The organism is Variovorax sp. ISS6, assembly GCF_056523145.1.
On record NZ_JAWRZC010000002.1, the window covers coordinates 1678332 to 1690411 of the forward strand.

Annotated in this window: 8 protein-coding genes; 4 read left to right on the plus strand and 4 right to left on the minus strand. The window is 69.7% G+C overall.

What is annotated here, in order from left to right:
* Positions 1-9: 9 nt before the first annotated feature.
* The gene (locus AC1HIL_RS39495; RefSeq protein ID WP_479669473.1) at positions 10-2253 is read right to left on the minus strand and encodes a metallophosphoesterase; all 2244 of its coding nucleotides are present in this window, start codon (positions 2251-2253) and stop codon (positions 10-12) included.
* A gap of 241 nt (positions 2254-2494) precedes the next feature.
* On the opposite strand from AC1HIL_RS39495, the gene AC1HIL_RS39500 reads away from it, so the two are divergent.
* Both AC1HIL_RS39500 and AC1HIL_RS39505 read left to right on the plus strand, forming a co-directional pair.
* Entirely contained in the window at positions 2495-3055 is a 561-nt protein-coding gene (locus AC1HIL_RS39500) for a hypothetical protein (RefSeq protein WP_057594117.1), read from the plus strand.
* A complete protein-coding gene (locus tag AC1HIL_RS39505; RefSeq protein WP_261206007.1) occupies positions 3052-4257 on the plus strand; it encodes a PrsW family intramembrane metalloprotease in 1206 nt (401 codons plus the stop codon). Before AC1HIL_RS39500 ends, AC1HIL_RS39505 begins: the two co-directional genes overlap by 4 nt.
* A 24-nt stretch (positions 4258-4281) precedes the next feature.
* On the opposite strand, the gene AC1HIL_RS39510 is transcribed toward AC1HIL_RS39505, so the two are convergent.
* Positions 4282-5190: a LysR family transcriptional regulator gene (locus tag AC1HIL_RS39510; RefSeq protein ID WP_296726720.1), complete on the minus strand. Its 909-nt coding sequence runs from the start codon at positions 5188-5190 to the stop codon at positions 4282-4284.
* 115 nt (positions 5191-5305) lie between these two features.
* On the opposite strand from AC1HIL_RS39510, the gene AC1HIL_RS39515 reads away from it, so the two are divergent.
* Together AC1HIL_RS39515 and AC1HIL_RS39520 are read left to right on the plus strand one after the other, a co-directional pair.
* Positions 5306-6139 carry a hypothetical protein gene (locus AC1HIL_RS39515; RefSeq protein ID WP_479669472.1) on the plus strand — a complete coding sequence of 278 codons (834 nt, stop codon included), beginning with the start codon at positions 5306-5308 and terminating at the stop codon, positions 6137-6139.
* Between the two features lie 2 nt (positions 6140-6141).
* Positions 6142-7128: a Bug family tripartite tricarboxylate transporter substrate binding protein gene (locus AC1HIL_RS39520; RefSeq protein ID WP_479669470.1), complete on the plus strand. Its 987-nt coding sequence runs from the start codon at positions 6142-6144 to the stop codon at positions 7126-7128.
* A 31-nt stretch (positions 7129-7159) separates the two neighbouring features.
* Here AC1HIL_RS39520 and AC1HIL_RS39525 read toward each other — a convergent pair whose 3' ends face one another.
* Together AC1HIL_RS39525 and AC1HIL_RS39530 are read right to left on the minus strand one after the other, a co-directional pair.
* On the minus strand, positions 7160-7690 hold the full coding sequence (locus AC1HIL_RS39525; protein WP_057594121.1) for a hypothetical protein: 531 nt from the start codon (positions 7688-7690) through the stop codon (positions 7160-7162).
* 43 nt (positions 7691-7733) lie between these two features.
* The gene (locus tag AC1HIL_RS39530; RefSeq protein ID WP_479669469.1) at positions 7734-12077 is read right to left on the minus strand and encodes an RHS repeat-associated core domain-containing protein; all 4344 of its coding nucleotides are present in this window, start codon (positions 12075-12077) and stop codon (positions 7734-7736) included.
* Positions 12078-12080 lie beyond the last annotated feature (3 nt).

Sequence of the window (12080 nt, forward strand, 5' to 3'; positions counted from 1 at the left end):
CGCTGCGATTCAGAAGGGCGCCGGTGCCGACGTCATGTCGGTCAGCTTGTTGGTCTGCAGGTCGATCGTGAAGTGCTGCGTGGGCGCGCCCTTGGCGAGCTTCAGCAGGATCTGCATCAGCGGCTTGAAGCGCGCCTGGAACACGGCATGGGCCGGGTTGTCGTTCATCACCTGCTGGCTGCCGTTGAGCGCCAGCGTGGCGCTGGTGCCTTCGAGGGCCTGGGCGATCAGCTTGTACTGGCGCGCGCGGTCGGCCGGGATGTCGGCGAACGCGAGGTCGCCGGCATTGGCCAGGCGCACGAAGTCGCCCGCGAGGTCGATCGCCTTCCACTGGTTGAAGTCCTCCAGCCGCATGCCGCTGGCGCCCGCGAGCGCGCGCGCTTTTGCTTCGGCATCGGCGTAGTCCTTGGCATAGGCCGCCTGCTGCGCGCTGCCGTCGCCGCCGGCGTCGCCCAGGCACGAGAAGAAGGCGCTGCTCAGCAGGCCGCGGTTGCCGGTGTTGCCCAGCTGCTTGAGCGTGACCTTGGTCTGCAGCTGCGACAGCACCAGCAGGTCGGAACCGTAGATCGGGCTCTTCACCAGCTCGCGCATCTCGCAGCGCCAGTCGTCGTTGAGCAGCCGCAGGCGCACCAGCTCCGACATGTAGCGCGTGTTGAACTCGCCGTAGTTCTTCGCGTCGAGCACCGTCTTGTCCCACAGCACGCCGTTGCTGCCGCCCGGCAGCCGGTTCGGGAAGTCCGTGAAGAAGCGGTGTTCCTCGCGGTAGAGGTCGAACAGCTCGTCGAAGCGCGCCACGTTGTCCAGGCGCACGGTCTGCACGTCGATGTGCGTCGCGTCCTTGAAGGTCAGGAGCTTGTAGGCCGGCACGTAGGCCGCCATCGACGGTGCCTGGATGTTCACCAGGCCATGGCCGTCCTCGTAGTTGCGCACGGCCGTGTCGTTGAAGTGCATGTGGCCGCCCACGTGCACCTGCAGGCCGGTGTCGGCCAGTGCCTTGGTCACGTCCTCGGTGGGGCGGCGCACCATCTGCATCTTGCCCGCGCCGAGCAGCGCGATGATGTCGTCGGAGGCGCCGTTGAAGAACTCGCTCATCGGGAAATGGCTGAAGGCCACGACCTGCTTGCCCTGCTTCTTGCCGCGTGCCACCACGTCCTTGAGCCACGCGATCACGTGCGGCTTGTGCGTCAGCATCTTGTTGTAGCCGGCGTCGCCCGAGCCGTTGAAGTCGTTGGGGCCGGTGCCGGTGGGCACGTAGACGTTGGCGTCGATGCCAACGAGCCACAGGCCTTCGACCGGCTCGACCAGGTAGCTGGTGTCGGGCACGTCATGGCAGAAGGTGTAGCCGTCCTTCTTGTAGGTGCCGCCCGCGCCCTGCGCGCAGATCTCGAAGCTGCGCCTGCTCCAGGCCGCCTGTTCCTTCGCCTTCGCGAAGTCGTAGTTCTGGTAGCTGTAGCTGCTGTAGGGCGTCTCGAAATAGCGATAGCCGGCCTTGGGCATCAGGCCGTGCTGGTCGAGCGCCTCGGTAATGCCCGCGTAGCCCTGTTCCTTGACTTCCTCGGTGCAGTAGCTGCTGTTGACCTTGGCCCATTCGCCGCTGTAGTTGGACGCCGCGCAATCGCCGTTGCCGCCGCGGCTGTAGATCGGCTGGGGCGCGCCGACACGGTTGGTCGTGGGGTCGATGCCCAGGTAATCGGCCTTGCCGCCCGCGCGCTCGAGCGGCTTGTTCGGGTCGTGGTTGCCGGGCGCCGCGAAGAACTGGATGCCGTGCTTGTTCGCGTAGTCGTCCAGCACCTTCTTCAGGCCGCGCATGTGCACCGGTTGTCCGTCGTCCGAGAAGTCGCCGGGCAGCGCGATCAGCTTCACGCCGCGCGCCACCGCGTCGTCGAGCGCGGTGATGAAGGCGAAGTAGTTCTCGTTGAACAGGCGCGTCGAGGTCATCTGCGCGTGCATCAGGCGGATCGTCGCGTTGCGGCCCGACTTCGGATTGAACACGCCGGGGAACGAACCGTCCTTGAAGTTGGCGTAGACGTCGTGGAAGTGGATGTCGGGCATGAACGCGACCTGCACCGGCGGTGCGGACTCGGCCGGCGGCGGCGTGGTCTGGCCGGGGTTGGAGCCAGAGGGCGGCAGCGGGAGGAAGCCGGCGTTCTGGTTGTCGCTGCCGCCGCAGGCGGACAGCAGCAGCACGGCCGCGGCGACGGCGACGGCGAGCGTCGAGGTCGCGCGCGCGGTGCGAGGGAAGGAAAAAATCATGAAAAAAGATCCGCGAAAGAAGTGACGAAACGCCCGCCGCCCCAGTGAAGGGGCCGGCGGGCGCGGGGCGGATCATGCGGGGGTCGTATGACCTCCCGGTGGCAGATGCATGACATAGGACGACTGACCGCACACTGACGCCGAAGTGAAAAGTTCGCATCGAACACGCGGCGTCGAAGACGCTCGCGCGCACCGTGCGAGGGCGGGATCGCTCGTGCCGCGCCATGGCACCATCGCCCCCATGCACGAGCCCTCCCGCCGCATCCCCTACCGCACCTGGCCGGGCGCCCTCGCGGTCTTCCTCGCCATCGCCGCCTATGTCGGCGGCCTGATCTTCTGGGACCGCCACACGCCCGGCGCGCGCCCGCTGCCGGCCGGCGAGACCGTGTCGGTCGGCCATGCGCGCTTCGAGCCCGCGCGCGGCTGGCAGATGGACGTGGCGCGCTCCAAGGCCGGCCGTTCGCTGATGCTGTTCAAGGGCAACCACAAGTTCCTCGTGACCACGCTGCCCTGGGCCGGCGGGCCCGACGGTCCGCTGGTGCGGCAGCAGCGGCTGATGGAGCGCGGCCAGGGCCTGAGCATCGAGGGCGACGTGTCCGACTTCGTCACCATGTGGGGCCTGCAGGGCAAGACCTTCGCCTACTACGGCAGCAAGATCGCCGGCCGCTTCTGGCAGGTGGTGGACCAGCGCCGCAAGTCGCTGGTGCAGATCGACGTCTACGGCGGCAGCGACGGCCTCGACGAAGCCATGGCCGACGCGCGCAGCATGCTCGAGTCGATGGACCTGGAGGCGCCGCTGTGAGCCACGACACCACCATCACCACCACCGCCTTCGACAGCGACGAGTCGCCGTGGCCGGTCGGCACCGACTCCTTCTTCCAGCCGCGCCGCGCCGCCTTCTGGCTGCTGAGCGCGCTGATAGTCAACGGCCTGTTCTACACCGCGCAGATGTTCTCGATGGGCTTTCGCGTGGTGCCCATCACGGCCTTCCTCGGGCTCGTGGTGTGGGGTCTCTACACGCTGGCCTTCCTGCTGGTGTTCCGCACGCTCGACCTGCTCGAGCAGCATCCGCCCGAGGCCTTCGTGCTGGCCTTCGCCTGGGGCGGCATGGGCGCCGTGTACTTCGCCGCGCCGGCCAACATCGCGATCCAGAGCCTGTGCGCCAAGCTGATCTCGCCCGAATTCGTGGCGGCCTGGGGGCCCGCGGTCGCGGGACCGATCACCGAGGAATTCCTCAAGCTCGCGGGCGTGGTGCTGCTGGTGCTGGTGGCGCGCAACCAGTTCCAGACCTACCTGTCGGTGCTCATCGTCGGCGCCATGGCGGGGCTCGGTTTCCAGGTGGTCGAGAACCTGACCTACACCGTCAACGCGTCGATGCGCTTCCCGCTCGAGAACCAGGTCTACCCCGTGCTGCTGAACCTGCTCACGCGCGGACTCATGAGCGGGCTGTGGAGCCACGCGGCCTACACCGCCATCGCGTCCTTCGGCGTCGCGTGGTTCCTGCTGCATCCCGAGCGGCGGCTGGTCACGCGCATCGGCGCCGCCGTGCTGTGCTTCGTGCTGGCCTGGGCCATGCACTTCGTCTGGAACTCGCCGCTGCTCGAGGACTACTTCGACGGCGGCTATGGCGAGATGGCGTTGCTGCTGCTGGTCAAGGGCATCCCGGTGCTGATCGCGGCCTGGCTGTTCTGGCGCGAGGCCGCGCGCGAGAACGGCGCCTACCTGCACGCGCTCGCGGCCTACTTCGTGCCCGAGCGCGAACTGATCCGCGACGACGAATGGGTGCGCCTGGGCCAGCCGTTGGCACGCTGGCGCGTGCGCCGCGAGATGGGCCGGGCCTTCGGCGCCAGGGCGCGGCGGCTCAAGACGCGGCTGCAGCGCGAGCAGCTGCGGCTGATCCGGCTCGCGGGCACCTACGGGCGCGGGCCGCAGACGCTGGCGAGCGAACTGGCGGTGCGGCGGATCCGGGCGGCGCTCGATCCGTTGATACAGGCGCCGCGCTGAGACCGGGGCTCGCCCCGGAACCGCTCAAAGCCCCATCAACGCCTGCAACAGCATCCGGCTCGCCGGCGCCGGCTCGGCCAGCGCGGGCACGGCCAGGTAGCTGACCCGGTGCGCCCAGGGCTCGTCGAGCGGCACGAAGGCCAGGTTCGGAAACTTCGCCTGCTGCTCGAGGCTGGCCTGGGGCAGCAGCCCGATGCCGAGGCCGCACTGCACCATGCGGCTGGCCGAATCCATGCCCTTGACCTGGATGCGCGTGCGCAGCCGCACGCCGTGCGCGAGCGCCTCCCTGGCCACGCGGCTCGCGAGCGCGGTGCCGGGGGGCAGCTCCACCCACTCCTCCTTCAGCAGTTGCTCGAAGCGCAGGCGCTTGCGCTTCGCGAGCCGGTGGTGCACGGGCAGGATCACGACCAGCCGCTCGGTGCGGTAGGGCTGCAGCTTGAGGCCCGGGATGTCGCCCTCGGCGACGAACACGCCGACGTCGGCCTTGCGCTGCAGCAGCAGTTCGACGATCTCCGCGCTCGTGTGTTCGGCCAGCTCGATCTTGATGCCCGGGTGCTGCTGCAGGAACAGCGCGAGGTCCTGCGGCAGGTGCTGCACGATGGCCGAGATCGAGGCGACGAGCTGGATGCGGCCCGACACGCCGGCCTGCAGGTTCTGCAACTCGGCATCGAGGGTGTCGACGTCCTCCATCATCGCGCGTGCATAGCGTGCGATCGACAGGCCCGCCGCGGTCAGGCCGGCGCCGCGCGCGGTGCGGTGCAGCAGCTCGACGCCCATCGCGTTCTCGAGTTGCGTGATGCGGCGGCTCGCGGCCGAGGGCACGATGTGCAGGGTGGCGGCCGCGCGCGACAGGCTGCCTTCGTGCTCGATCGCCGCGACGAGCTTCAGGGTGGCGAGGTTCAGGTGGTCGAGCAGGGGGCGTCGGGGTTTCATGGTGCGCGGGGCAGCGTTGCCGCAATGGCAACGCTGCCGTGAATTAATGTCGCTGGGCTTGTGGCGGGGACTGCGTCAGCATGCGGGCCATTCCAACAAGGAGACGCATCCTTCCATGCAGCAGATTCTGAACCTGCGCGATCTCACGATGATCGAGCGCACCCATGCCCGCGGCGGCAAGTTCCGCTACCACCCGCTGCTGTCCGGCCGCGACGGCAGCGTGGGCAACTTCTTCCTCCAGCTCTCCAACACCTTCAACGACTTCGACTCGCCGCGCCATCGCCACAACTTCGACCAGGTGCGCGTGCAGCTCGAGGGCGACGCCGACTTCGCGCGCGATGGCGTCATGAGGCCGGGGATGATCGGCTACTTTCCCGAGGGTGTGTTCTACGGCCCGCAGAGCATTGCGGGCGAGTCGCTCACGTTGGTGCTGCAGTTCGGCGGCGCGAGCCGCAGCGGCTACGTGTCGGAGGCGGCGTTCCAGCGCGGCATCGCCGAACTGAAGAAGAACGGGCGCTTCGAGGCCGGCGTCTACAAGGTCGACAAGCCCGAAGGCGGCACGCGCAACCAGGATGCCTACGAAGCCGTCTGGGAGCACATCAACGGCCGCGAGCTGCGCTACCCCGAGAGCCGCTACGACAAGCCGATCTTTATTCGCCCCTCCGCCGCGCAATGGCTGGGCGATGCGCAGCGGCCCGGCGTGGCGCGCAAGCACCTGGGCAGCTTCTCCGAGGCGCGGACCGTGCTGTCGCTGATCGCGCTCGAGGCGGGCCGGAGCATCGAGGTGCCGCCGAACACCATCGTTTTCGTGCTGGCCGGCAAGGGCCACGCGGATGAAGGCAGGCGCGACTGGGAAGCGCGGTCTTCGCTCTACAGCGGCGAGGCGGCGAGCGCGATGACGGCCGATGCCGCGAGCGAGCTGCTGCAGATCGAGCTGCCGAGGCTGTGAGCATGCGCGATGTTCAGTCCGGCGGCCGGCGCCGTCGCATCGTGCTGGGACTCGGTGCCGCGCTGGTCGCGTCGCCGCTGCCGCGCGCATGGGCTGCCGAGGAATTCCCGTCGCGCCCGATATCGATGGTGGTCCCGTTTCCGCCGGGCGGCGGCTTCGACACCATCGCGCGGCCCTTCGCCGAGCGGCTCGGCCAGTTGCTCGGACGCGCGGTGGTCGTGGACAACCGCCCGGGCAGTGGCGGCAACATGGGCACCGACTTCGTCGCGCGCGCGCCGGCCGACGGCCACACGCTGCTGTTCGCCAACGACTACCTCGCGACCAATCCGAGCGTGAACCGCAACACGCGCTTCGATCCGCTCAAGGACTTCGCGTCCGTGAGCATGGTCGGCAGCACGCAGGTGGTGATGGCCGTGCGGCCCGACTTCCCCGCGAAGAATTTCGAGGAGCTGGTAGCGCTGTCGAAAAAGCGCTCGCTGAGCTACGGGACGCCGGGCGCGGGCACCTCGCCGCACCTGGTGGGCGAGTACCTCTCGACCATCTCGCCGCTGCAATCGCTGCACGTGCCCTACAAGGGCACGGCGCCGGCGGTCAACGATGCGATGGGCGGGCAGATCGACATGGTCTACGCCACCTCGCCCTCGGTCGCGAGCCAGATCGCGGCCGGGCGGCTGCGCGGCATCGCGGTGTTCGGCGCGCAGCGCAGCACGCAGCTGCCCGAGGTGCCCACGCTGAAGGAGATCGGCGGGCCCTCGGTCGACTACGAGGTCTGGTACTGCCTGTTGGCGCCGGCCGGCGTGCCGCCCTCCGTGCTCGCAACGATCCGCGCCGCCACGCGCAAGGCCCTCGATGCCGATCTCGCCGCGAGGCTGGCGCGCCTGGGCTATGCGGTGAGATCGAGCGAGCCCGAGGCGGTCACGCAGGCGATCCGGCAGGGGCTGGAGCGCTGGAAGGACGTGGTGGCGCGCGCGAAGATCGCGATCGACTAGCCGCGACCTTCTCTCGACGCCCGCGGGCGGATCAGGACACGGACGACTTGTCGCCCTCGTACTCGGCGGCGACGGCCTCGAAGGCCTGCGTCATGGTCCGTGCCAGGGCTTCCACCGACACTTCGACGACCCGGATCCCGGGCTGCTGCGGCGTCTCCGGCGAGGGCGTTTCGCAGCTCAGGTACACGCCGTGCGCGGTGGGGATCAGGAAGCTCAGAACGCGCAACGTGACGTCTCCGAACTGGAGGAAGGCCCAGAGGTCCGGCAAGTCGCCGGGATCGGGCGATGGATCCGGCGCGTCGGCGAGTATCCGGTGGATGTCCACGGGTCCGCGGTCGCCGAAGATGTCCGCCCTGGGCTGGAAGCGGGCCGGGTTGCGGAAGCTCTTCAGGGTCCTGTGCAGCGTGAAGAGGAAGCTGGGCACGTAGACGCCGTTATCGGTCGCGGTCACGTGCGTGCCGGCCGCGTGGATGTCCACCTGGCGCATCGCGAAGCTCTCGGGGTCCTTGGGCGCGATGTCGAACTGCAGGGTCTCCCGGGTGCCGAAGATATGTGCGGGCATGATGGGGCGATTGTCCTTGAAGCCGTCGGTTCGAGGCGCGCCGCTAGGCGCGGCACGCGGGCACGGTCGACGCGAAGCGGCGCCGCGCGGCATTGATGCGCAGGTGGTCGACCGTGCCGCGCAGCGAGACGCCGTTGTCCGAACCGGCCCAGTGGAAGATCCGCGCGCCCGAGTCCTGGAACTGGTGCACGTTGCCGTGGCTGTCGCGGGCATAGCGCACGCTTCGATCGCCGGGGTAGGAGCGGCTGCTCTCGAACAACTCGCGATGGTTCTCGGGCAGCACGCTCTTGCCGGTGTTGTAGGGATCGGTCCCGCGGCCGGGGGAGCGCATGTTGGGATCGTGATGGCCGGGGTTCTCGTAGTGGTCGAACTTGCCGTCGTCGCCGGTGACGCGCGCGAGGATGGGGCGCCCGTGCTGGCCCGTTTCGCCGATCTCCCAATAGGGGATTCTTTCGCCGGCCACCAGCCCCAGCGGATCGATGCCCAGCAGCGGGTTCTCGGCATAGCGCACGAGGTTCTCGCCCGCGCCCAGGCGCAGCGGATCGAGCGAGACGAACTGGCCGCTGCGGGGATCGAAGTAGCGGTGGCGGTTGTAGTGAAGCCCGGTCTCCTCGTCGAAGTACTGGCCTTGGAAGCGCAGCGGATTGCCGACCTCCTCGCACTGCAGCGCGCGGATCGCGCCCCAGGCCGCATGGCTCGCCGACCAGACCGTGCGGCCTTGCCCGTCCGTGAGGCGGGTCGGGCAGCCGTTCGGATCGACGTGGTAGTGGAGGACCGCGCTCCGGTCGCCATCGCGCTCGACGAGCGCGAGCGGCACGAAGGTGGACGGATAGTGCACGTACTCGCGCGCCTTCAGGTAGCGCGCGTCGTTCGTTCCGGGGGGCGCCGAGGAACGGCGCGCGCCCGCCAGTTGCAACACGGGGTTCGACGGCAGGGCCGGCGGCGGCCGCGGCACGTCGTTGTCCTCGGTCAGTTCGCCCAGCAAGGTGTTCCCGTCCCAGAAGAACCACGTGGTGCGCTGCGGACCGCGCTTGAAGACGCGCCGGCCGACCGGGTCGTAGCCATAGCGGGTGACGGCCGTTCCCCTGCGGCTCTCGACCAGCCGGTGGTTGGCATCCCAGACGAGCTGCAGCGCGTCCCCGGCCGGCATGGCATCGTGCATCTGCACGAGGTCGCCCGCGCGGTCGAACACGTAGTGGGTGCCGTCGAGGCTGCCCTCGCGCGTCCAGTGCACGGCCTCGGCATCGTTCTCGCCGCCGGCCACGCGGGCCCGCGGCGTCTGCCGCACGCGTGTGTGCAGCCGGTCGCCGGCCGGATCGTGCAGGAAGCGCTGAATCCGGCCTTGCGGGTCCGCATGCTCGAGCAGCTGGCCGAGCGCGTCGTAGCGGTAGAGATCGATCCCCTGCCGGCTGTCGGCGCGGCACTCGAGGTTGCCGGCGCCGTCGTAGTCGTAGCGCGTCTCGAACACCGGGCCCGCATCCTCAAGCAGGCGCTGCGCGGTCAGCAGGTCGCGCTCGTCGTAGGCGAAGCGGCGCTCCAGCCCCGTTCCCAGCCGCTCGCTCAGCGTGCGGCCCAGCGCGTCGCGCGTCATGGCGATCAGCGGGTCGTCGTCGATCGCCATGCCCTGCAGCTGGTTGCCCAGGTCGAACGCGTAGCGCAGGCGATGGCCCGCGCTCGTCTCGCGCAGGATCCGATGGCCGACCTCGTCGTAGCGGTAGTTCGCGCGGAAGCCGCCCTGGCGCTCCTCGAGCAGGTTGCCAACGGCATCGAAGCGCCGCCGCACGTGCATCGCGTCGTTGCGCATCTCCACCAGCTGGCCGAGGCGGTCGTAGACGAAGTGCTCGTGGCGCTGGCGCCCCGCCTGCAGCGGATCGTCGAAGGTCTTGCGCGTGATGCGGCCCATCGCGTCGCACGCGAAGGCCACGCGCTGTCCCAGCGCGTCGACGGTGGCGCTCAGGCGGCCCGCACCGTCGTAGATATAGCGGCGCGACTGGTTCCAGTAGTCCACCTCCTCGACGATCCGGCCGAGCGCGTCGCGCCGCAGCGCATAGCGCTCGCCGCGCTGGTTGGTCAGCCCGACCAGCCGTTCCTCGGTGTCGTAGTGGTAGCGCACCGCCTGGCCGTCGGGCTGCACGCGAGCGGCGAGGCTGCCGGTCCCGAAGTACTGCATCCGCGTGCGCGCGCCTGCTTCGTCGACGTAGAGCAGCAACTGATCCTCGGCGTCGTAGGCGCAGGCGGCATGGCCGCCCCCGGGGCGCTCGATGCGCAGCGTGCGCCCCTTGGCATCGTGGTGGTAGCGCGTCGTTCGCCCGAGCGCGTCCTGCCGCGCCTTCAGCCGGCCCAGCACGTCGTGCTCGAAGCGGGTGCGCGCGCCCAGCGGATGGGTCAGCACGAGAAGCCGTCCATGTCGGTCGTACTGGAGCTGCGTGACGGCGCCGCGCGCATCGACATGGCGCACGAGCTGTCCGTGCGCGTCGTGCTCGAAGCGCGTGACCGCGCCGCGAGGATCGCGCTGGTTCGCCAGCAGGCCGCGTTCGTCGTAGCCCTGCGACCAGCGCTGCCCGTTCGGGTCGACGACCGCGAGCACGCGGTCCTCATCGTCGAATTCGTTGCGGATCGTGCTGCCGTCGGGCCAGCGCGTGCTTTGCAGGTTGCCGTGCGCGTCGTAGACGAACGCGGTGCGCAGCCCCTCGGGCCGTGTCACGGCCACGGTGCGGCCCGCGTCGTCGTATTCGAAGGTGGTCACGCCGTCGAGCGGGTCGATCTCCGCGAGCGGCAACCCGGATTCGTCGAACTTGACCACCGTGAGATGACCGAGCGAGTCGGTCGCCTGCGTCTGCCGCAATGCCTCGTCGTAGGCGAAGCGGCAGTCCTGCAGGCCGCCGTCGCCCCAGGCATGCGCCACCCGCCACCGGTCGTCGTAGGCGTAGTGAAAGCTCAGGCCCAGGCGATCCGTGTGGCGGACCATGCGGTGCTGCAGGTAGGCGAACTCCCGTGCCGCGCCGAGCGCATCGACGGCCGCCACGAGATCGCCGCCGGCATGGCGATAGCTCACCAGCGGATGTTCCAGGCCGGTGAGCGGGTCGCGCAGCGCCATCGCCTCGATGCGGCCGCCACTGGAGCGCACTTCGATGCTGCGTCCCGGCTGCCCGTGCGCGCCGCTCTCGACGATGCGCACCAGCGCGCCGTCCTCGTCGCGCACGAAGCGCCAGCCGTTGCCGCAGGCATCCTCGATGCATGCGATCGGTAGCGCCGCCGCCTGCAGTTCGCCCGCCGGCGAGAGGGCATCGTCAAAGTGAAGGCGCAGTCCGTCCTTGAACCGCACCGTCAGGCGCACGCCCTGCCGCTCGAGGCGTGCGCCGTCCACCAGGTCGCGCACCGGTTCGCGCTCGGACCGGGGCAGGGCGGGGAAGAGCGCGCAGCTGTCCGGCCCGTGCAGGCTCAGCAGGCCGTCGGGTTCGGCCACGAGGCGCAGGTCGGCCGGCGTCTGCCAGCCCTGGCCGCAGTGGCCCGCGAAGTCGTGGTCGCGCGATGCGTAGGCGCGGCTCCAGGTCAGCGGCAGGCGCCCGGGAACGTGGAAGTCCTCGTGCGTCACCGAGACGCTGCCGTCGCGGATGTCCACGGGCTCGGCGCGCAGCACCCGGCACTTGAGGAAGCCCGGCGGCATGTTCTTGAACACGCGCCGCGCGATGCGCGTGTAGGCGCGGCCCAGCGCCTTGAACAGGCCGCGCTGGATCATCGCGCCCCAGGAGATGGTGGGCGGCCCGCCGACGAACACCTGCGGCGGGATCGCCACGTTGAAGGTGGTCGGCAGCATCAGGCTCAGGCGCACGGGCTTGACCAGCTTGCGCGGGCGAAACGGCGGCACCAGGCCGACGATGTTGCAGCCGAGCACCGGCATCGTGATGCGCGAGAACGGGTCGCCGTCGGCCAGCACGGTGCGGCTGCCCATGAACAGCTCGTCATCGAACTGCGGGCCGCCCGGTCCCTTGACGATCGGCATCGGCGCGCCGACCAGGATGTGAAAGTCCACGCCGCCGGTGCCGGCATTGGCGCGCCGCACGCCGGCCACCTCGACCGTGGCGCCAAGCGGCAGCGGGATGCTCTCGGGCATCGCACCATCGTCCGGCGGCGCGCCGGGCGGCGCCGGTATCCGAGGCGACGCCGTGCCTTCGCCGATGGCGTTCTTGGCGGCCTCGGTCGCGGTGCCGAGCGCGCCCAGTCCCTTGACGATCGGGTTGTCGGGCGACACCCGGATGGTCGGCAGGTAGTCGAACGGGTCCATCACGATGCCGATGTGCACCGTGGGCCACACGCCGGGCGGCGCCAGGTAGGTGTGGGCGTCGATGCCCAGCTGCGGATCGAAATGCTTGGCCGCGAAGAACAAGTG